We start from the raw sequence: 21,618 nt of genomic DNA on the forward strand, positions 1-21,618 counted from the left end.
AGATACACAATTGCTCCATGTAAAAAAGAAAGCCTTTCTTTTAGAAGAAAGGCTTAAATTAAAACATAGGGATTTGGTTTTTGAGTAAAATTGGCAGCCTGCTTGGAGAAGAACAGAAAAGTAAAAAGAGAGCGTTATCCTTCGTACTGCTCCAAAACCCGGTACAGCACAAGCATTACGAGTATCCCTGCGCAGGCGGCCCAGAGAGATACGGTAAAGGCCACGGCGCGCCCGAACCATACCACCACCACAAAAAATACCATGATGCCTGCACCAAGCAAAAAGCTCTTTCCAAGGTTTAGCTTTGGCTTTTCTGGGCGAAAGGCTGTTTTGCAGATATATTGCACCACAAAAACCGAAAAAGAAATGATCAAGGCAAAGAAAACCAGGCTGCTGATCGGTACGGAAATCTGAAAATTGAGTGGTTGACCGGTGAAAGCTGAGTGGATCAGCTGGAAGGTATCTTTTGAAAATGCGATACCGATGGTACACAGGATTGCGGCACACAGAAAAAAGGTGCTGAAAGCGCCGCATACCTTTTGCAGAGTGCTTTTTGGCGGTATGCTGGCGATAATTTCGTCGCAGAAGCTTTGGTAATCTCCGCCGATTACGGTTTCAATGTTATCGCCGCGCTCCTGTGCGGAAAGCATCATCTCCAGCAGATCCTGCCGGACAAGCTCTTGATTGTATTCCGACAGGCTTGACGCGCGCAGGTAGCAGACCATATCGGTCATTACCCGGTCATTTTCAGTGGTCAGACGCTGATCGAGCTGATTGTTGCTGCGGTTGAGCAGCTTAGCTTTTTGATTCATCGTGATTCCCTCCATGAATGAACAGATTATTTACCGCCTGCTCGAGCTCCTTCCAGTTTGCGAAAAACTCGTCGAGCTCAGCTCGGCCCGCAGCGGATAGAGAAAAATATTTTCGCCGGGGTCCCAGAGGGGATTCCCGGGATTCAGCGGTGATGAGCCCACTTTTTTCGAGCCGAAGCAGAAGAGGGTAAATGGTCCCCTCCGAAATGTCGGAAAATCCATACTGCTGCAGCTGCTGCGATATTTCGTAGCCGTAGGTTTCCTGCCTGCTGATGATGTTCAGTATGCAGCCCTCCAGCGTACCCTTTAACATTTGTGATGGTATCATGCGGGGGTTCCTCCTGTTCGGGCAATTCTACTATGCAATGCAATGTACTTGCTACATTGTATTACATAGTAGTGGGAATGTCAAGCTCTGCATTCGGAAAAACGGGGACAAGGATGTAAAGTGATATGAAAAAATGCGCTCTGTGCAGCCTGTTAGAGGCATTTCAAAGCGCATAATATTGGAATGATGTAAGGCTGCCGCAATTTGTTTTGTAAGCAGCCTGATTCAGTTGTTCTCGTTTTTTCTTTGTTCCGCAATGGAGGAAAAGATATTTTGTGTCAGAGAGATAAAATGCTTGGCCGGTTTGGACAAGTACCGGTGACAGTTGACGGTGAGGGTGATGTCCCGGCATAAAAAGTCCCCGTTCCGTAGCAGGGGAAATGCATAAAGAGTTTCTGCTCCCTGCTGCTGGTGGCGCAGAATATCGGCCAGAATCATTTCCGTCATGAAAGCGGCCGCAATCCCGCTGTAATAGAGGGAGTGAAAAAACTGTGGATAAGTGGTGGTCAGCAGAACGTTAGGCTGGCTGCCCACTTCTTCGTAGCAGGAGAGGATGGCGCGGGTCAACGGAATACTGTCTGTGGACATAACCAATGGCAGCTGAGAAAAATCAGCAACATTTGCCCCGTATTTCGCTTTCTCCCGTAATTCGTCCGCCTGTGCGCCATAGCAGCTGCGAAGTAACCTGTCAGATACACAAAGATACACTTTATCGGTTAACAGATGAGTCGATTGAAGCTCGGGGTATTCGGAATAAATGACTCCGATGCAAAAATCCAGCCTGTTGTCCACCAGCATTTTTTCCAAGAGATAGGAAGGCTGGTCAAACAGCTTGATATGGATTCCCGGATGGGACGCATTAAATACCTCCATAATTTCAGGGACAATAATGCTTGCGCGGGGCGTTGTGATACCAATACGCAATTCCCCCGCATTTTCATTTTGAATCGATTTAATCGATGCCATCATGTTGTTTTCCGATGCAACCGCTTCTTTGGCGTAAGAAAGAAACAGCTCACCTTCATAAGTCAGCTCCAGCTTCGGTTTTCGCTGAAAAAGCTTACACCCCAAGATGGATTCCATTCGGGCAATGTGATTGCTCAAATTTTGCTGTGACAAAAATAGGCGGTTGGCTGTCTGCGTAAAATTAAGGTCTTTGGCCGCCTCTGTAAAATAAAAAAGACTGGCTGTATCCATACTCTACCTCCTCAAGCAATCCGCATTTTACAAATAACCTTTTCTAAAACAGAATACCTGACTTCCCGATTTTTGTCAAAGTGTAGAAAATTCAATCAATAAACAAAAAAATTTTGTTGTGATGAAAAAATACCTGTGTTTCACATTTGGAAGGATTTCCTGTATGGTAAATATGGTTAAAAAATACATCAATGAATATGATTGAGGAGTGATTTTGTGAGAATTATGGACTGTACGCTGCGTGACGGTGCGAATGTGGTTGGAAACGGGTTTTCCCCTGAGCTGACCAAATTAATGATCGAGGGCCTGATCCGCAGCAATATTCACATTATTGAAATGGGGAATGCCAAAGGGCTTGGAGCAACAGAAAAGGGAAGTCCTGCTCCAATCAGCGACGCCGCTTATCTGGACTTAATCCACCCTTACCTGTCTCAGGCGGACATAGGCATGTTTTTAAATGCCAAGCGCTATGAACCGGAAAATGTGGCAATGGCGGCAGACAAGGGAATCTCTTTTTTACGCATAGGCATGGATGCCGGTGACGGAGCCAAGACCTATCCTGTGATTGAGGATGTCAAAAAGCATGGCATTACGGCACGGTACTCTTTGATGAAAGCCTATCTGCTCACCCCAGAGGAGTTGGCCGAAGAGGCAGCCGGGTTAGAGGCTCACGGTTTGGATGAAATCACCATTATGGATTCGGCCGGGACGATGCTGCCGCAGGATGCCGGTCAATATGTTAAGGCTTTAAAAGAGCGCTTACATATTCCGGTTGGCTTCCATTGCCACAATAATCTGGGATTAAGCACCGCCAATGCTTTGGCCGCCTACGAAAATGGCGTTGATGTGTTGGATTGCGGTCTGCTGGGCATGGCCCGCAGCGCCGGAAATCTTCCTACTGAGGTGGCTGTGGCGCTGATGCAGATGAAAGGGGCTGCACAGGAGGTCGATCTGTATCAGCTTCTGAATTTTGAAGATCGGGAGCTGATCCCTGTGATGGAAAAAGAGGGATATCATACCCCGATTAAACCAAAGGATCTGATCCTTGGTTACAGCGGCGCCCACTCGGCCTTTATGGCCACCTTCCGCAAAGTAGCGCAGGAGTGCGGCGTGGGGCTGTACCCGCTGATTGTGGAAACCTCCAAAATCGACCGGAAAAATCCCAGCGAGGAATTAATGCGCTCAACCGCTGCCCGCATTCAGGCGAAAGGGGAAAAAACATGAATGTGATACTTGCAGGCCCTTACTCCACAGGTACTCTGGAGCGCTTTCAGTCGCTCCTTCCGGAGCATCGCGTTACTCAGGTTCTGACGCAGGAGGATTATAACGCCACGACTGATGCAGAGTGTATCATCGTCCGGATTTTAAAAACTCCGGAAGCTGTCATTGCAAATAATCCAAACCTGAAAGCAGTGATCCGCTGGGGCGCCGGATACGATTCGGTGGACATTGAAGCAGCGGGAAAACGTGGTGTTATGGTAGCGAACACGCCCGGCGTCAACTCCTATGCCGTAGCAGAACTGGCTTTGGGCCTGATGATTCTGCTGAACCGCAAAATAATGGGTTACAGCTGTAATGTACAGGCCGGAAATTGGGATAGGGGAGCTTACGCAGACACGTCTATTTCCCTCAATTACAAAACGGTGGGTCTCATCGGCGGAGGAAATATCGGCCGTCGAGTAGCTGCGTTAGCGCAGGCACTGGGGGCCAGAGTTCAATATTATGATGCATTTCGCCTGCCAGAGGAAGTGGAACGGCAAAACCACATGACCTTTGTGTCGCTGGAACAGCTCCTGGCTACTTCAGATCTGGTATCACTCCACGTTCCCCTGCTGGACAGCACCCGGCACATGATCGGCGTGGAACAGCTTGCCGCGATGAAACCGTCAGCATGTTTGCTGAATACCGCCAGAGGCGGTTTGATCGATGAAGCTGCTTTGTTGAAGGCGCTGAAAAATGGATATTTGGCTGGCGCGGGGCTGGATTGTGTGGAGGAAGAAGATTCCGAAATTACAGCTCAGCTTCTGCAATGCTCCAATGTCATCATAACGCCGCACATTGGTGGCACTACGGCTGATCTTGCCGATACGATGATTCCTTTTATTGCGGAAAAGATTACATCCCTGGCAGAAACAGGGGCGATGCGTGATGTCGTTAACGTTCAGTGGCTTCCCGGTTTTGAGACAAAAGATTTGTAAAAGGAGGGTTGATCCATGGAGATCGGGGTTGGAATTTGGGCCTTTGTGGTCTATATTGCCACAATTATTGTATGGATGCTCGCCTTAAAAAGAAATGTAACAGAGGGAATGGGTGTTGGTCTGATTGTCGTGGCGCTGTTTAATGGCCCTGCGCAGACCATCCAGACTATTGTAACGTCTGTAAATCAGGCAGCGCAGGAAACCCCATTTTTGTGTACGATGCTTTTCCTAATCATGGCGACCATTATGACAAAGGCGGGAATTATCGCCAGACTCGTCGAGTTATTGAACTCTATGATTGGGAAAGTGAAAGGTGGCGCGGCATATGTTTCTGCATGCGCAAGCTTCCTTTTCGGACTTGTATCTGGCAATGCGGTAGCAAACGGCGCAACTGTTGGTGCAATCACAATTCCTTGGATGAAGGAAAGTGGTTGGCCAAAAGAAGTGGCAGCTACTATGAATGCGGGCAATGCCGGATTGGGTCAGGCAATGCCCTCTTGCACAGCCATGTTTCTCTTAGTCAGTATGCCGGCTGTCGCGGCGACTATGGATATTGGGCAGGCATATTTGGCAGTTCTTTGCGGTGGTACATGGACTTTTGTATACAGACTTATTAGAGTGTGGCTGTATGCACGAAAATATGATGTTCAGCCTGTTCCAGCGGATCGGATCAAACCCATCGGGCAATCTTTTCGAGATAACTGGACATCGCTTTTGATGCTTGTCGGAATCGCGATTCCGCTCCTTTTGACAATGGGACCTGTTTCGAAATATTTGAAAGGAATTAAGTCCGTCGGAAAAGCCGGAATTGCATCTATTAATATTGTTTTATGGGTTCCTATTGTAATTTGCATCATTTGCATTCTTGTGGGATGGAAAAATCTTCCCAAAACCTCAGATGGCTGGCTGGAAATTTTCCGTGGAAGCCAGAAATCAATCTGCAATGTAGGCGCAGTACTTTTGCTTGCGATTGCGGCCTCCAATGTTCTGAATGCGGTCGGATTTGACAAGGATCTAGCCGTTGTTTTGGAAGCTCTAAATTTGCCGAGCCTATTCATGATTATTCTTACCTGTATCGTTGTTATTCTGGTGGCCGGCCCGTTGAGTGCAGTTGCCACTACTGCGGCGATTGGCGCGGTGGCGTTCAACGCGTTAGTCAGCGCCGGGGCAACCCCTCTGGCGGCGATTGCGGCATTTATGATCTGTATTTCGACCGAAGGAGCTTCTCCCCCAAGCTCGGCACCTATCTTCCTTTCCTGTGGTCTTGCAGAGGTTGAAGATCCCCAGGTCATTTTTGGAAAGTTAATTATGCATTACGTTTTACCGCTTTTAGTGCTTGGCGTTTTAGTAAGTGTTGGCATCTTGCCTGTCTTCCAGTAACTTGCCGAAAGGAAGTGTAACTTTGAAAACTTTTGAAAGTGTTATTAGCAAAATATGTGTAGTCACTTCAATCATGTACGTTCTGATTGCATCAGCCTTGGTTATTGCGCAGGCGGGATCGCTTATGATGCTGAATGGAGAACTAAGCGTCGCGGTATATTCTTATTTAGCTAAGCCGGCCGGCTATTTTGCTGCAGTCACTGCGCTTCTTTCGATTGCCCTTGGATATTGCAGAGGTGAGATGAAATCCTGAATAAGAGCCTCTCCGCCAGCTTTGCTAATGTGCGGAAAAGTCGGCGGCATGGGATTGTCCGGTTACGAAACGGAAAGGGAAAGCGAATATGTATGATTTATTGCTGAAAAATGGGGCGCTTACAAATTCTGAAGGTGAACTGGATGGCAGTATAGGAGATCTGGCAATAAAAGACGGAGTTATAGAATGTATTGATAAGCATATTCAGTCTGAGGCAAAGAATACCGTGGACCTTAAAGGATTGACAGTTATTCCCGGATTGATAGATTATCATGCACATTTCTTTAGCGGTGGTACAAATACGTCACTGGAGTTTGCTTCGTACCTTCCAACGGGAGTCACTAACGCCGTTGACGCGGGGAGTGCGGGAGATTCCAATATGGTTTCGTTTTTCGAAATTCTTACGGAGCGCGAAAGAAGAAATACTAAGTTTTTCTTGAACGTTTCTTCAGAAGGATTGAGCTGCTTGGGTGAACATGCTGAAAATATTCATCCTCAGTATTTTAACGAAAAAAAGATTGCTAGATTGTGTAAAAGCTATCCAGAATTCATCGTCGGCCTAAAAATTCGCATCAGTGCAGATATTGCAGATTTCAGCCGAACGACCAGCTTTGAAGCTCTCCGTGGAGCGGTTCGTATTGCCGATGCGTGCGGTATCCGTATTTCAGTCCATATGCCTGATTTTCAAGGCGAATTATCTGAACTGATTGATATTTTACGCCCAGGCGATATCTTCTGCCATGTATTCACACCGCATAAAGGCATTATAGAGAATGGAAAGCTATCCCGAGAAATATTCAAAGGCAGAGAAAAAGGCATACTGTTTGAATCTGCCTGCGGAAAAGGCCATTTCGGGCATGAGGTGGCAGCTCGGGCAATTCAGGCTGGATTCTTACCGGATATTATTTCAGGGGATCTCACCAGAAATACGTTCGGATACTTACCCGCTGTTTCATTGCCTTATCTGATGTCTCGTTTTATGGCAATGGGTATGAGCTTTCGGGAGGTACTTCGCTGTGTCACAACGGTTCCGGCAAAACTGATGAACTGCGAGGGTCGATTTGGGTGTCTCCAAAAAGGCACTGTAGCAAATATTGCAATTATGGAGAGACGACAGGGAAAGTTCTTCTTTGATGACATCAAAAATCACGAGGTAAAAGGAGAAGAACTTCTGATCCCAATGGGTACGATTCTTGACGGCGAATGGGTATTCAATCATATTAATTATTTTGATCGGTAAAACATAATTTTAGGACGACAAAAGGAAGATTGGCCGATGCGATGATTCCTTTTATCGAGGATAAGATTACATCTTTAGCAGAAACAGTGATAATGCGCGATGTTGTTAACGCTCAATTGCTTTCCGTTTCTAATAAAAAATTTTAAGAGGAGGGTTGATCTATGGAGATTGGGATTGGAATTTGGGCCTTTGTGGTCTATATTCTATTTGTAATGTTTTGGTATCTCGGGTTAAAACGCACCATCGCGGAGGCGATGTTCTTAGGGATGATCATCGCCTGTGCTTTCAACGGAATTAATCAGATTCCCGCTACACTGGCCAGCAGCTTTGCGGATGCGGTACAGGAAAATGTAATGGCAGCTATTATTCTGTTTACGGTAATGGCCTCTATTATGACGAAAACAGGAATTATCAACCATTTGGTTAACATTTTGAATTCATTATTAGGGCGTGTTCGCGGCGGCCCGGCTTATGCTTCCACCTGCGCCAGCGGCTTATTTGGAATGGTGGCAAGCGCGAGCAGTGCCAACTCCGCCACCGTGGGTTCCATCACTGTTCCGTGGATGCTGGAGTCCGGATGGCCGAAGGAGACGGCCGCCACCATAAACACTGGCAATGCGGATCTTGGAATCTGCGGCCCGGCTGCTTCCTCTTTATTTCTGATGCTGAGCTTCGCTCCCATTGCACAGGCGGTCAGCTACGGCGACCTGTATGTGCCTTTGCTGTGCGGTGCGTTTTGGGCTCTGGTTTACCGTTTGCTTGTAGTACGTTACTATGTATGGAAATACAAGATTCCCGCTATGGACAGCAATGCTGAAAAACTGAGTGTTGCGGTTAAGAAGGGCGGTACATCGTTACTGATGTTTTTGGGTATTATCATACCGCTGGTTTTGACCATTGGCCCTGTCGGTGCCGTGCTGAAGAGTCAGGCTTCCTTTGGGGAGAAGGCTGTGAACGCCATTAATATCATCATCTGGGTTCCGGTACTGATCATGTCCATCTGCTTAATCCTGGGTCGTAAACTGCTGCCGAAAACCTGGGACGGCTGGAAGAATCTTCTTTCCTCCACCTCCAAAACAGTCTGCTCCTGTGGTGCGGTTTCCCTGTTTGCTCTGACCGGAAGCTCCGCTTTGACTTTGATCGGCTTTGGAGATGGCCTGAGTACTATTTTGGGGAGCTTGAATCTGCCCAAGATTGCCATGATCCTTCTGATCGGATTTGTGGTCGCTCTGGTGGCGGGCCCGCTGAATGCTACCGCTACCACTGTCAGCCTTGGTCTGGTTGCCTATACTGCCATGGTAGCTGTGGGAGTTCCCCCTGTTACTGCTGTAGTGGCGTTTCTGCTGTTTGTTTCTACCGAGGGCTGTTCCCCTCCCATGTCCTCCCCAATTTTTATTTCCAGCAGTATTGCCGGTGTGGAAAACGTCAGCGTTATGTTCAAGCCTTTAATTTTTAACTATTTAATTCCGCTTGTTCTAGTAGGCGTTCTGGTCGCTTTGGGGATTTTACCCATCATAGGGGGTTGATGTACCATGAAAAATATCGTCAATAATATATTTCTTTTGTTCTTGATTTTATCCATCGTATTCGCCTTAGGTTTGGTTGCCATTCAGATCGTTTCTGTTATTACCATGAATGGCGCTTTGGCCATTTGGGCGAAGAGTACCCTGCAAACACCTGTTTGTGTTCTTTGTTCTATTTCCGCGTTGGTTGCTTTTTTGCTGAGTTATCTATCTAAAACGGCAAAAGAAGATTGATACGAATGACCGACTAAAAAGCCCCGCACCGAGAATTCGGTGCGGGGTTGCTTGCAGAAATGAGTTACAGTTCCGTATCGATAAAGGAGGAGGTATGGTGATGGTGGTGATGCTCCTGCGGTACGTCCGTTTTGTTCGAAGTATCGAATTCTTTCCCGGATTTTTTCTCCAGAGCCGGGGGTGTGAGATCCTTGACGATCAGCAGACGGGAAATACGGTTTTCCTCTACCTCCTGCACAGTCAGAGCCAGGTTTTGCACACGAACGGTGGGGTGTTCGCCGGATTTGGGAATCCGACCCAGCATTTCCACCACCAGGCCGGCAATCGTGTCATAATCGCCATCCGGAAGGTCAACACCCACCAGGTCCGATATTTCATCGATTGAGGTGCTGCCTTCCACCGTGTAGCTGTTATCGCTGACGCGGCGGATTTCTTCCTCTTCATCGTCGAATTCGTCCTGAATGTTGCCCACGATGGCCTCAAGCAGGTCTTCCAACGTGATGATGCCCGAGGTGCCGCCGTATTCGTCGACGATCACGGCAATCTGCACTTTCTTCTCGGTCAATTCGGTAAACAGCTGCGTGCAGCGCTTTGTTTCAGGTACAAAGTAGGCTGGGCGCATTAAATCGGTGATTTTTACGCTGCCGTTAATTTCGTTGCCTACATATTTGAGCAAATCCTTCACATAAATAATGCCAAGGATTGTGTCCAAATCCTCGTGAAATACCGGAATGCGGGAATATCCCTCTTCAATGGCCAGCGATACCACGTCGCTTATGGCGCTGGTATCTTCTACTGCGGCCACGTCGGTGCGGTGCGTCATGATTTCTTCCACCGTGGTATCGGCAAAATCGAAAATATTCTCAATCATGTCTTTGGCGCTGCCAATGATCAGGCCCTTTTCTTCGCCGACATCGACCATCATCAGAATCTCTTCTTCCGTGACGGTGTCCTCCGTGGAGTTCGGGTCAAGACCGAGGAGCTTCAGGACAAAGTTGGTGGACACAGTAAGGAACGAAATGAAAACGCTGAAAACCGAAGCGGTGGCACTTAAAATGCCGATAAAGCGGAAGCTGAGTTCTTCTGCCTTTTGCATGGCGATTTTTTTTGGCACCAGTTCGCCCAAAACAAGCGAAAAGTACGACAGGATGATGGTGATAAGTACGGTGGAGATGCCGTGAAGCAAGGAGGTGGAAACCGGCAGGAAGCTCAGTTTTTCCGCCAGGATCGCCGCAAAGCTCTGGGAGGCCGATGCGGAGGTCAGAAACCCGGAAAGCGTGACACCAATTTGGATGGTGGAAAGAAATCGGCTGGAGTTTTCCGTCAGCTTCAGAATTTTTTCCGCTTTTTTATCGCCATCCTCCGCCATTTTTTTAACTTTGTTGTCGTTAAGTGTGATAATGGCAATTTCTGATGCCGCAAAAAATGCGTTGACCAGAATCAGAAGAAATAGAATCAGCAATGAAACAAACGGATGGAAGGCTGGATCGACGGCTTCGGCGGTCTGCATGCTGAGCAGCATCGGTGCGCCGGATAATATGCCCGCAGGTTCGGGAGGCATGTATTTTTCCCCTTTCGAATTGTAAAATAATTCAGTATGATTCCCCAAGGCTCTGTAAATTAGTTAGTTTCTATTGTATCTTATTTCAAGTAGGCATGTCAAACCTCCCCAGCCCGAGCAGCGCAGGGCGCGCGCAGATGAGGCATTGTGAGCGGGATATAGAATACGATGTGCGACTATTTTGACCCGATTGCCGCCAAAATGGGGGAAAATGGGTACTGGCGCGGGAATGCCAATGCTTTTTGCTAAGAAAACATTCTTTAATTGTTTTTTCGAAAAATGCACTGAAAAGCCAAAATTCGGAACCGGCAGCCTTTACACTATAGTAAAAAAATGATAAAATGAACGCAGGCACAGAAAGGTATAGGGCTGTGCAGGTTTTTATGCTCGCTTACTAATTCTGTATCCTTAAAGGAGGAAATTATTACATGGCAAGAAAAACAAAAACCATAGACGGCAATACCGCCGCGGCGCATGTTTCTTATGCGTTTACGGACGTTGCTGCCATCTATCCGATCACGCCTTCCTCTGTGATGGCGGATGAGACGGACAAGTATGCCGCAAATGGACTCAAAAATCTGTTCGGCAGAGAGGTTCAGGTTACGGAAATGCAGTCTGAGGCTGGTGCGGCCGGTGCTGTGCACGGCTCTTTGGCGGCAGGCGCGCTGACGACTACCTATACCGCTTCTCAGGGCCTGCTTCTGATGATCCCGAACATGTACAAGATGGCCGGTGAGCTGCTGCCTGCGGTAATTCATGTTTCCGCGCGTGCCCTTGCAACTCATGCACTTTCTATCTTTGGCGATCATTCCGACATTTATGCCTGTCGCCAAACCGGTTTCGCCATGTTGTGCTCCAATAACCCACAAGAGGTTATGGATTTGGGTGCGGTTGCGCACCTTGCCGCGATTCGCAGCAGAGTTCCGTTCCTCCATTTCTTCGACGGCTTCCGTACTTCTCACGAAGTTCAGAAGGTGGCTGCGTGGGATTATAAGGATCTGGACGAAATGCTTGATAAAGACGCTGTGGCTGCGTTCCGCCGCCGTGCGCTGAACCCGGAGCATCCCGTACTGCGCGGCAGCGCTCAGAACGGCGATATCTTCTTCCAGGCGAGAGAAGCAAGCAACCCCTATTATGACGCCGTGCCCGAGATCGTGATCGACTACATGAATCAGGTCAACGCGAAGATCGGCACAGACTATAAGCCCTTTAACTACTATGGACACCCCGAGGCTGATCGCGTGATCATTGCCATGGGTTCCATCTGCGACTGCACCGAAGAGGTTATCGATTACCTAAACGCCGCAGGCGAGAAGGTTGGTTTGGTGAAGGTTCACCTGTATCGTCCCTTCGTTGCGAAGTACCTGCTCGACGTGCTGCCGAAATCGGTAAAGAAGATTTCTGTTCTTGACAGAACAAAGGAGCCCGGCTCCATCGGCGAGCCCCTGTTCCTGGATGTGCTGGCTGCTCTGGCCGACAGCGATTTCTCGGATGTGCCCGTATACACCGGCCGCTATGGTCTTGGTTCCAAGGACACCACGCCCGACGACGTAATCGCCGTATACCGCAACATGCTGGCTGAAGATCCGAAGAAGCGCTTCACCATTGGCATTGTGGACGACCTGACTCACCTTTCTCTGCCCATTCCGGAGAGAGTAAACACCGTTCCCAAGGGAACTCATTCCTGCAAATTCTGGGGCCTTGGCGCAGACGGTACTGTTGGCGCGAACAAGAACTCCATTAAGATCATCGGTGACCACACCGACATGTTTGCGCAGGGCTATTTTGATTATGATTCCAAGAAATCCGGCGGCCTGACGGTTTCTCACCTGCGTTTTGGTGACAAGCCGATCAAATCCACCTATTATATCACCCAGGCTGACTTTGTTGCCTGCCACAACCCCTCTTATATCGACAAATACGATATTGTTGAGGATCTGAAAAAGGGCGGAAGCTTCCTGCTGAACTGCCCGTGGGATGTGGAAGAGCTCGATCATCGTCTGCCCGGCAAGATGAAGAGATATATTGCTCAGAACGACATTCACTTCTACACCATCGATGGCATTAAGATCGGTAAGGAACTGGGTCTTGGCGGACGCATCAACACCATTCTGCAGGCTGCGTTCTTCAAAATCGCGAACATCATCCCGATTGAGCAGGCTGTGGAATTCATGAAGGCCGCTGCAACCAAGTCTTACAGCAAGAAGGGCGACAAGGTTGTTGCGATGAACCATGCGGCGATTGACCGTGGTGTTGATGGATTCCGTGAGGTTCAGGTACCCGAGAGCTGGAAGAACGCTCCCGATACCAAAGAAGCGGTTGAAATCAAGGGCGATCGTCCCGAGCTGATCAGCTATGTGAAGAACATCCTTGATCCGGTCAACGCCTTCCGCGGCAGCAAGCTGACGGTTTCTGACTTTAAGGATTATGCAGACGGCACCGTGCCGCAGGGCAGCGCCGCTTATGAGAAGCGCGGCATTGCCGTGGATGTTCCCGAGTGGAACCCCGACAACTGCATCCAGTGCAACTTCTGCTCCTATGTGTGTCCGCACGCGGTCATCCGCCCGCTCGTTATGACTCCCGAAGAGCTGGCGAAGGCTCCCGCACAGACCAAGTCTAAGGATTTGAACGGTCTGCCGGGCCTGAAGTTCACCATCGCTGTTTCTACCCTCGATTGCACCGGCTGCGGCTCCTGCGCACAGGTTTGCCCGGGCATGAAGGGCAACAAGGCTTTGACTCTCAAGCCGATCGACACTCAGCTGGCCGGCGCAGAGGTATTTGAATACGGCAGAACCCTCTCCGAGAAACCGGAGCTGCTCGAAAAGTTTAAGGATACTACCGTAAAGGGCAGCCAGTTCCACCAGCCGCTGCTCGAATTCTCCGGCGCGTGCGCAGGCTGCGGTGAAACTCCTTATGCCAAGCTGACAACTCAGCTGTTCGGCGACAGAATGTTTATCGCGAATGCAACCGGCTGTTCCTCCATTTGGGGTGGTTCCGCACCTGCAACCCCTTACACTGTAAACCGTCAGGGCCGCGGCCCCGCGTGGTCCAACTCCCTGTTTGAGGACAATGCTGAGTTTGGCTTTGGCATGGCCCTGGGCCAGAAGGCTGTTCGCAACCGTCTGATTGATTACGTTGATCAGATTGTGGCGCTGAATGATGCTTCCGCAGAACTGAAGGAAGCCGGACAGAACTATGTTAGCACTCTGGCAAGCAGCGGCGAAAACCAGAAGGCCGCGACGACTCTGCTGGCAGAGCTGGAGAAGGTTCAGCCCAAGGGCGGCGAGCTTGGCAGACTGGCCGGACAGATTCTGGAGGACAGAGATTACCTCGCGAAGAAGTCTATGTGGATTTTCGGCGGCGACGGCTGGGCGTATGACATTGGCTTCGGCGGTCTGGATCACGTGATTGCTTCCGGTGAGAACGTGAACATCCTGGTATTCGATACCGAGGTGTACTCCAACACCGGCGGACAGGCATCCAAATCTACTCCTACTGGTTCTGTGGCACAGTTTGCGGCAACCGGCAAGGCGATCAAGAAGAAGGATCTGGCCGGAATTGCCATGACCTACGGCTATGTATACGTTGCTCATGTTGCGATGGGTGCCGATTACAACCAGTGCCTGAAGGCGTTCCACGAGGCGGAGAGCTACAATGGCCCGTCCCTGATCATTGCGTATGCTCCCTGCATCAACCATGGCATTAAGGGCGGCATGACCGTTGCACAGGCAGAAGAGAAGAAAGCAGTTGCTTCCGGCTACTGGCACAACTACCGCTTCGACCCGCGCCGTGCGGACGAGGGCAAGAATCCCTTCCAGCTCGACAGCAAGGCTCCTACTGACAGCTATCGCGACTTTATTCTGGGCGAGGTTCGTTACAGCTCGCTGACCCGTGCGTTCCCTGAGCGTGCGGAGATGCTGTTCGAAAAGGCCGAGGAAGACGCGAAGAAGACTTACGAGGATCTGGAAGCGAGAGCGAAGGAATAATTCGGTTTCGTTCCATTTAATCAATCATTTGCCGCAACCTGTGATTGCGGTGTAAACAAATTCCCCCGCCGGGCCCGGCGGGGGAATTTGGCATTTATGTGACGATCGGGAGCAAATTTAGACGATGTTGGGAGAAGATGCTTTCTGATTATTTCGCTTTCAAATGAGCATTTTTGATCTGTGGCTGTGCCGGGATTGACTTTCTCTTTTTTCCTGGAATATAATAAAGCAAATGATGAGAACAGGCCGCCGGCCGGAAAGAGTGAAACTGCATGCCGAGATTTTTTATCGAATTTCCCTGCGCGCCGGGGGATGAGCCCTGGGTAGAGGGAGAAAACGGAGCGCATATCGTCAAATCCCTGCGGATGCGCGAGGGAGAAACGATGACGCTGTGCGACGGGAATGGGACGGATTACCACTGCGTGCTGTTGCAGACGGAATCGGCCCGTGCGCAGGTGCGCGTGCTGAAGCAGACGAAGAGCATCAGTGAGCCCTCTGTTTTTGTGACGGTATATCAGTCTTTGCCAAAGGCGGACAAGATGGATGCCGTGGTGCAGAAAGCGGTGGAGTGTGGCGCGTGCCGCGTAGTGCCGGTACTCAGCGCGCGGTGTGTGTCGCGCCCGGATGAGAAAGCGGCGCGCAAGAAGACGGAGCGCTGGCAGAAAATCGCGCTGGAGGCGGCCAAGCAGTCCGGCCGGGGAATTGTGCCGGAGGTTGCGCAGATCACGCCGTATGCCAAGGCGGTGGAGCGGGCAGAGGCGGACGGTGGCAGACTGCTGTTCTTTTATGAAGGCGGCGGGCAGAGCCTGCGCAGCCTGGGGCTGGAAAATGAGAAGCGTATTTCTTTGTTCATCGGGCCAGAGGGTGGCTTCGCAGTAGACGAGGTGGAGCTGGCCCGCGAAAGCGGCGCACAGATAGCGACGCTGGGCCCGCGGATTTTTCGCACAGAAACGGCGCCGGTTGCGGCTCTCTCGGCATTGATGATGCTGACCGGGAACATGGAGCAGGACGCGGTTTGGGAGGAATGACCATTGGAAGAACATAAAACAGTTTTAATTACCGGGGCCTCGCGCGGCATCGGCAGCGAAATCGCGCGCCGGTTCGCCCTTGCTGGGTACCGGGTTGTGCTGAATTACAATAGAAGCGAACAACAGGCGCGGGAGCTGGCGAAAACATTGGAGCTGCAGCTTGGTGTTTCCCCCGGGGAGCGGGTGCTGCCCGTTTGTGCCGACGTTGCCGACCGGCAGCAGGTAGAGAAAATGTTTGACGAGGCGGAGTCTCACTTCGGCGGTATTGATGTGCTAGTGAACAACGCCGGAATCGCGCAGCAGAAGCTGATTACCGACCTGACGGACGACGACTGGCGCAGGATGTTCGCGGTACATGTGGACGGCGCGTTTTATTGCAGCCGCCGCGCTTTGCAGGGGATGGTTCGTCGGCACAGCGGGAAGATCATCAATGTGTCTTCCATGTGGGGGCAGATCGGCGGCTCGTGCGAGGTGCATTATTCCGCCGCCAAGGCTGCGCTGATCGGTATGACGCGCGCTTTGGCAAAAGAAGTGGGGCCGTCGGGGGTTCAGGTGAACTGCGTGGCTCCCGGGGTGATCGATACCGAGATGAACGGGGCACTTGCGGCCGAAACGCTGGAACAGCTCTGCGAAGAAACGCCGCTCGGCATGCTCGGCACCTGCCGTGACATTGCGGAGGCCGTGCTCTTTCTGGCGGATAGCCGGTCGGATTTTATCACCGGACAGGTGCTGGGGGTCAACGGCGGCATGGTGATCGGTTGATGGAGGAAAATAGATGAAGCGCGTTGCAGTGATCTATCAGTCAAAATACGGTGCGACTAAGCAGTACGCACAGTGGATCGCCCGGAATTTGGGAGCGGAGCTTCTGGAGCGTTCCACCGTTTTGCCGGCATCTTTGCGAGAGTTTGATGTGGTCGTGTATGGTGGCGGCCTGTATGCCGGCGGTATTGCCGGTGTGGATTTGGTGGCAAAGCACCCCTGCCCCTCGTTGGTGGTGTTTACGGTGGGGCTGGCAAACCCGGCAATTACAGATTATTCGGAGATTCTGAATCGAAATTTCCCCCCGAAGCAGAGGGAAAAGCTCAAAGTGTTCCATTTGCGCGGCGCGATGGATTACGGCAGGCTGGGGCCGGTTCACCGAGGCATGATGGCGATGATGAAGAAAATGACGATTGATCCGAAAGCGCCGGAAGACCGGACGGACGAGGACCGGCTAATGCTGGAAACGTATGGGAAATCCGTGAATTTTATTGACGAAGCGTCGATTGCTCCTTTGGTGGAGTATGTAAAGGGACTGCTGTAATTTTTTAGGAAAAAATTCATGAAATGGATTCTGTACAGCATACTCACGGAGCAGGCGGCTCTTCGTCTTGCGTGTGAATTGTTTTTGGTAAAGAAAAAATCTCCCGCTGTTCTGAATGAACAGCGGGAGACTTTTATAAAATTAAAAAAATCAAAATTCGATTTTAGCTTCGATATACTCGATGAGCTTGTCGATGGAAACACGCTCCTGCTGCATGGTGTCGCGGTCACGAATCGTGACGCAGCCGTCGGTTTCGCTCTCGAAGTCGTAGGTCAGGCAGTACGGGGTGCCGATCTCGTCCTGACGGCGATAACGTTTGCCGATGGAGCCGGCATCGTCGTAATCGACCATAAAGTGTTTCGCGAGCAGTGTGTAAACCTCCTGCGCCTTGTCGTTCAGCTTTTTGGAGAGGGGCAGGATGGCCGCTTTATACGGCGCGAGAGCCGGATGCAGGTGCATGACAATACGGCTGTCGTTTTCGCCAAGCTCTTCTTCATCGTACGCGTCGCACAAAAAGGCCAGTGTAACACGGTCCGCGCCGAGGGACGGCTCTATGACGTAGGGGATGTAGCGCTCGTTGCTCTCGGGATCAAAATAATCCAGCGCCTTGCCGGAATGGTTCTGGTGCTGCTTGAGATCGTAGTCGGTACGGTCCGCAATGCCCCACAGCTCGCCCCAGCCGAACGGGAACAGGAATTCGATGTCCGTCGTGGCCTTGGAATAGAAAGAAAGCTCTTCCTTCTCATGGTCGCGAAGGCGCAGGTTCTCTTCATTCAGGCCAAGGTTTAAGAGCCAGTTCTTGCAGTAGTCCTTCCAGTAGTAGAACCAGTCGAGGTCAGTATCGGGCTTGCAGAAGAATTCCAGCTCCATCTGCTCGAACTCACGGGTGCGGAACGTAAAGTTGCCGGGAGTGATTTCGTTGCGGAAGGATTTGCCGATCTGCGCCACGCCGAACGGAATCTTGCGGCGGGTGGTACGCTGAATATTGGTAAAGTTTACAAAAATACCCTGGGCGGTTTCGGGGCGCAGGAAGATTTCGTTCTTCGCGTCCTCGGTAACGCCCTGGAAGGTTTTAAACATCAGGTTGAACTTACGGATGTCTGTAAAGTTCTTCGAGCCGCAGTCGGGGCAGGCAATGTCATGCTCCTTAATATAATCAGACATCTGCTCGAAGGTCATGCCGTTTGCGTCACCGCCGGCCTCTTCAATCAGCTTGTCGGCGCGGTGACGGGTGTGGCAGTCGCGGCAGTCCATCAGCGGGTCGGAAAATCCGCCCACGTGGCCGGAGGCAACCCATACCTGCGGGTTCATCAGAATCGCGGAATCGAGCCCTACGTTATATGGGCTTTCCTGTACGAACTTTTTGCGCCACGCCGCTTTTACGTTATTTTTAAATTCCACTCCCAACGGGCCGTAATCCCAGGTGTTGGAAAGTCCGCCGTAAATTTCGGAGCCGGAATAAACAAATCCCCGGTTCTTACACAGACTGACAACCTTGTCCATGGTTTTTTCGCTGTTCTTTAACATGTTTCATCCTCCGATTTCGGGACGCTGGCTGCGCCCCTTTATTTTTTCTGGTTGAAGATCAGCAGCTTGCTGAAAATATAATTCAGAATGACCACAATCACGTTCATCAGGATTTTGGCCACCCAGAAATTCCAGTGCAGAAGATCCACCAAAAGCCCCATGCCGAGAGTATCTACCCCCAGCGAAAACAGGCGCGCCCCCAGAAAAGACATCGATTCCCGCAGCAGTACCGCGGGCGCCATGCTTTTGCTTTGGAACACGAACAGCTTATTGGTGAAAAAGGCAAACGCGACGGAAGCAACCCAGGCCAGCGTGTTGGCCAAGTACAGGTTCCAGTGCAGAAAATCGTACAAAAGGCCGGCCAGCAAAATGTTGATCAGCGTTGTAAGAACGCCGAACACCAGGTACGACAGCATCTCCGGCGTAGTAAGAAATCGCCACAGCTTAGTAAGTTTATTCATTTCGGGAATCCCTCCTGCGAGCCATACATTACAGTGTACCATTGTGCGGCGTTTCCTGCAAGTAAAATTCTTGCGAAATATCCCGCAACAAAAAAAGGAAAAAACGTTTGCGGTCACCCCGCATGATACAGGCGCAGAGCGGGGAGGAGATGTGCCGGGAGACGAAAGCTTTATAAAATATTCATCCTTTTTATTGCCCGTTTTAGTATAATAACTGGTATAATAATACGGAATAACCGTAATATCAAATTATATGATATAGACAGGACGGGAGGAGTAGAGTACTATGGCGGCAGGAAAAATTATGGTAGTTGACGATGACCAGAACATCTGCGAGCTGCTGCGGCTGTATTTGGAAAAGGAAGGCTTTCATGTGGCAATTGCCAATGACGGCAAAAAGGCGGTGGACCTGTTCGATGCGGAAAACCCGGACCTGATCCTTCTGGACATTATGCTGCCGGAGCTTGACGGCTGGCAGGTTTGTCGTGAGATCCGCAAAAAGTCGCAGTGCCCGATCATTATGCTCACAGCGAAGGGCGAGGTGTTTGATAAGGTGCTGGGTCTGGAGCTGGGTGCGGATGACTACGTGGTAAAGCCCTTTGAAGCCAAGGAGGTTGTGGCCCGCATTAAGGCGGTGCTGCGCCGCGTGGGAAAGAATGGCGACGAGCTGATTAAGGAAGTGAAGTTCGACAAGCTTTCGATTAACCTGACGAACTATGAGCTGCGTGTAAACGGCGTACAGGTGGACACGCCCCCAAAGGAAATGGAGCTGATTTACCACCTGGCAAGCAACCCGAACCGTGTGTTTACGCGCGACCAGCTGCTCGACGAGGTGTGGGGCTTCGACTATTACGGCGATTCCCGCACGGTAGACGTACACGTAAAGCGTCTGCGCGAAAAGCTGGAGGGCGTTTCAGAAAAATGGGCCTTGAAAACCGTTTGGGGCGTAGGCTATAAATTCGAGGTTAAGGAATAAGCGGCACCGTGTTTCTCGGTGGCGGCAAGAACGTCTTTCGCCCCCCTACACGGGGAGCGTGGATTACAATGGAGAAGGGGCGTCTTGCGGAGTGAAAAAAACTCTGTTTAAAAAATATCTGCGGATCACTCTGCTGATTATTTTTGTCAGCTTTATCTTTCTGGGTGTTGTGATGATCACCTTTATTTCTCGTTACTGGCAGGATGAAAAGCGGGAGCTGCTGAGCAAAAATGCCCAGAGCGTGGCGGCTGTGGCATCAGAAAGCGTCATCATGATTCAGGACAACCAGTACATGGTGGACGGCAAACGCATGCAGGCGTTTATCTCCGCGTTTTCGGTGAACATTGACGCGGATATTTTCGTGACTGATAAAAACGGAGCCCGATTGCTTTCGGCCTATACCGGCAGCGGAGATGTGGGCGACGGAACTGTGAGTTCGGACATCATGAATCAGGTGATGAAGGGCGGCTACATTGGCACCGGAACGATTAAGGGGATTTATCAGCAGCCCCACTATATTGTAGGTGTGCCTATTCAGGTGACGGGTGACAATGGCACAACGGTGACGATTGGCGCGGTGTTTACCGCCTCTAATATTTATTCCCTTCAGGTGTACCGCACCGAGGCGCTGCGGATGTTCCTGATTGCGGCGGCGGTGGTCTTTATGCTGTCGTTCGTGATGGTCTGGTTGTTTTCGTACCGGTTGGTGCGGCCCCTTCATGAAATGTCGTTGGCGGCGCACAGCTTTGGTGAGGGGAATTTTTCAGTGCGTGTTCCGGTGACGAGCAACGACGAAATCGGCCAGCTGGCGCTGGCTTTTAACAATATGGCGGCATCGCTGGCTTCCGGCGAAACGGTGCGCCGCAACTTTATTGCCAATGTGTCTCATGAGCTGAAAACACCGATGACGACCATTGCCGGGTTTATCGATGGCATTCTGGACGGGACAATCCCGCCGGAGCAGCAGGAAAAATACCTGAAGATCGTTTCTACCGAGGTGAAGCGCCTGTCGCGCCTGGTGCGCACAATGCTCGACCTTTCGCGCATTGATAACGGTGAGCTGAAGCTGCGACCGGGACGTTTTGATCTGACAAACACCATTCTTTCGGCCCTGCTTTCGTTTGAAAAGGCGATTGAGGATAAGCACCTGGAGGTGCGCGGACTGGAGGATGCAGAAAGCCTGTTTGTGGACGGCGACCCGGACATGATTCATCAGGTGATGTATAATCTGATTGAAAACGCCGTAAAGTTTACCAACGAGGGCGGTTACATTGAGATTCATGTGGAGGACAAAGCCGACCGGAATTTGGTACGGGTGAAGAACAGCGGCGCCGGCATCCCGGCCGACGAGGTCGACATGATCTTCGAGCGCTTTTATAAAACGGACAAATCGAGAAGCTACGATAAAAACGGAATGGGACTGGGACTGTATATCGTCCGTACCATCATCGGGCTGCATGGCGGCGAGATTGCGGTTGCAAGCGTGGAAAATGAATACTGTGAATTCCAGTTCTGGCTGCCCAAAAACAAAGAGAAGCAGATCAAAGCTGAGGCCGAGGATGCACTGTTTAAAGAGCTTCCGAAGGATAAAAAAGAACCGAAGGGGTAGAC

General features: G+C 50.6%; 19 protein-coding genes. 13 read left to right on the top strand and 6 right to left on the bottom strand.

Going from position 1 to position 21,618, the window contains the following annotated elements:
- Window positions 1-134 precede the first annotated feature (134 nt).
- From QOS46_RS12155 to QOS46_RS12165, 3 genes are all read right to left on the bottom strand, one after another.
- The gene (locus tag QOS46_RS12155; protein WP_283610093.1) at window positions 135-812 is read right to left on the bottom strand and encodes a DUF1129 domain-containing protein; all 678 of its coding nucleotides are present in this window, start codon (window positions 810-812) and stop codon (window positions 135-137) included.
- Window positions 796-1,140 carry a PadR family transcriptional regulator gene (locus QOS46_RS12160; protein WP_283610094.1) on the bottom strand — a complete coding sequence of 115 codons (345 nt, stop codon included), beginning with the start codon at window positions 1,138-1,140 and terminating at the stop codon, window positions 796-798. Before QOS46_RS12160 ends, QOS46_RS12155 begins: the two co-directional genes overlap by 17 nt.
- A gap of 225 nt (window positions 1,141-1,365) precedes the next feature.
- The gene (locus QOS46_RS12165) at window positions 1,366-2,337 is read right to left on the bottom strand and encodes a LysR family transcriptional regulator (protein ID WP_283610095.1); all 972 of its coding nucleotides are present in this window, start codon (window positions 2,335-2,337) and stop codon (window positions 1,366-1,368) included.
- A gap of 225 nt (window positions 2,338-2,562) precedes the next feature.
- Here QOS46_RS12165 and QOS46_RS12170 point away from each other — a divergent pair, with 225 nt between their 5' ends.
- The 7 genes from QOS46_RS12170 (at window position 2,563) to QOS46_RS12200 (ending at window position 9,165) form a co-directional block, all read left to right on the top strand.
- Entirely contained in the window at window positions 2,563-3,561 is a 999-nt protein-coding gene (locus QOS46_RS12170; protein WP_283610839.1) for a beta/alpha barrel domain-containing protein, read from the top strand.
- Entirely contained in the window at window positions 3,558-4,535 is a 978-nt protein-coding gene (locus QOS46_RS12175; protein ID WP_283610096.1) for a 2-hydroxyacid dehydrogenase, read from the top strand. The genes QOS46_RS12170 and QOS46_RS12175 overlap by 4 nt, the downstream gene beginning before the upstream one ends.
- A 15-nt stretch (window positions 4,536-4,550) precedes the next feature.
- Window positions 4,551-5,915 (top strand): TRAP transporter large permease subunit, encoded by a 1,365-nt coding sequence (locus QOS46_RS12180; RefSeq protein ID WP_283610097.1) that lies wholly within the window; start codon window positions 4,551-4,553, stop codon window positions 5,913-5,915.
- Between the two features lie 22 nt (window positions 5,916-5,937).
- Window positions 5,938-6,168 (top strand): hypothetical protein, encoded by a 231-nt coding sequence (locus QOS46_RS12185; RefSeq protein WP_283610098.1) that lies wholly within the window; start codon window positions 5,938-5,940, stop codon window positions 6,166-6,168.
- An 88-nt stretch (window positions 6,169-6,256) separates the two neighbouring features.
- A complete protein-coding gene (locus QOS46_RS12190; protein WP_283610099.1) occupies window positions 6,257-7,408 on the top strand; it encodes an amidohydrolase family protein in 1,152 nt (383 codons plus the stop codon).
- Window positions 7,409-7,569: 161 nt separating this feature from the next.
- Window positions 7,570-8,934 carry a TRAP transporter large permease subunit gene (locus QOS46_RS12195; protein ID WP_283610100.1) on the top strand — a complete coding sequence of 455 codons (1,365 nt, stop codon included), beginning with the start codon at window positions 7,570-7,572 and terminating at the stop codon, window positions 8,932-8,934.
- A 6-nt stretch (window positions 8,935-8,940) separates the two neighbouring features.
- Window positions 8,941-9,165 (top strand): cobalt ABC transporter substrate-binding protein, encoded by a 225-nt coding sequence (locus QOS46_RS12200; protein WP_283610101.1) that lies wholly within the window; start codon window positions 8,941-8,943, stop codon window positions 9,163-9,165.
- Between the two features lie 64 nt (window positions 9,166-9,229).
- Here the strand turns inward: QOS46_RS12200 and QOS46_RS12205 are convergent, their stop codons facing one another.
- Window positions 9,230-10,726 (bottom strand): hemolysin family protein, encoded by a 1,497-nt coding sequence (locus QOS46_RS12205; protein WP_283610102.1) that lies wholly within the window; start codon window positions 10,724-10,726, stop codon window positions 9,230-9,232.
- Window positions 10,727-11,154: 428 nt separating this feature from the next.
- On the opposite strand from QOS46_RS12205, the gene nifJ reads away from it, so the two are divergent.
- The 4 genes from nifJ to QOS46_RS12225 all read left to right on the top strand — a co-directional run bounded on the left by nifJ (window position 11,155) and on the right by QOS46_RS12225 (window position 17,043).
- The gene (gene nifJ / locus QOS46_RS12210; protein WP_283610103.1) at window positions 11,155-14,712 is read left to right on the top strand and encodes a pyruvate:ferredoxin (flavodoxin) oxidoreductase; all 3,558 of its coding nucleotides are present in this window, start codon (window positions 11,155-11,157) and stop codon (window positions 14,710-14,712) included.
- A gap of 272 nt (window positions 14,713-14,984) precedes the next feature.
- Window positions 14,985-15,740: a 16S rRNA (uracil(1498)-N(3))-methyltransferase gene (locus tag QOS46_RS12215; protein WP_283610104.1), complete on the top strand. Its 756-nt coding sequence runs from the start codon at window positions 14,985-14,987 to the stop codon at window positions 15,738-15,740.
- A 3-nt stretch (window positions 15,741-15,743) separates the two neighbouring features.
- Window positions 15,744-16,502 (top strand): elongation factor P 5-aminopentanone reductase, encoded by a 759-nt coding sequence (gene ymfI / locus QOS46_RS12220; RefSeq protein ID WP_283610105.1) that lies wholly within the window; start codon window positions 15,744-15,746, stop codon window positions 16,500-16,502.
- Between the two features lie 13 nt (window positions 16,503-16,515).
- The gene (locus QOS46_RS12225) at window positions 16,516-17,043 is read left to right on the top strand and encodes a flavodoxin domain-containing protein (protein ID WP_283610107.1); all 528 of its coding nucleotides are present in this window, start codon (window positions 16,516-16,518) and stop codon (window positions 17,041-17,043) included.
- A gap of 150 nt (window positions 17,044-17,193) precedes the next feature.
- Here QOS46_RS12225 and QOS46_RS12230 read toward each other — a convergent pair whose 3' ends face one another.
- Window positions 17,194-18,570: a glycine--tRNA ligase gene (locus tag QOS46_RS12230; protein WP_283610110.1), complete on the bottom strand. Its 1,377-nt coding sequence runs from the start codon at window positions 18,568-18,570 to the stop codon at window positions 17,194-17,196.
- 38 nt (window positions 18,571-18,608) lie between these two features.
- On the bottom strand, window positions 18,609-19,031 hold the full coding sequence (locus QOS46_RS12235; protein WP_283610112.1) for a GtrA family protein: 423 nt from the start codon (window positions 19,029-19,031) through the stop codon (window positions 18,609-18,611).
- Window positions 19,032-19,317: 286 nt separating this feature from the next.
- Between QOS46_RS12235 and QOS46_RS12240 the strand changes: the two genes are divergently transcribed.
- Together QOS46_RS12240 and QOS46_RS12245 are read left to right on the top strand one after the other, a co-directional pair.
- Complete coding sequence (locus QOS46_RS12240) at window positions 19,318-20,007, top strand: response regulator transcription factor (RefSeq protein ID WP_283610113.1); 690 nt, start codon at window positions 19,318-19,320, stop codon at window positions 20,005-20,007.
- A gap of 91 nt (window positions 20,008-20,098) precedes the next feature.
- A complete protein-coding gene (locus tag QOS46_RS12245) occupies window positions 20,099-21,616 on the top strand; it encodes a HAMP domain-containing sensor histidine kinase (RefSeq protein ID WP_283610115.1) in 1,518 nt (505 codons plus the stop codon).
- Window positions 21,617-21,618 lie beyond the last annotated feature (2 nt).

It is taken from the genome of Faecalispora anaeroviscerum (genome assembly GCF_947568225.1).
GTDB classification, from domain to species: domain Bacteria; phylum Bacillota; class Clostridia; order Oscillospirales; family Acutalibacteraceae; genus Faecalispora; species Faecalispora anaeroviscerum.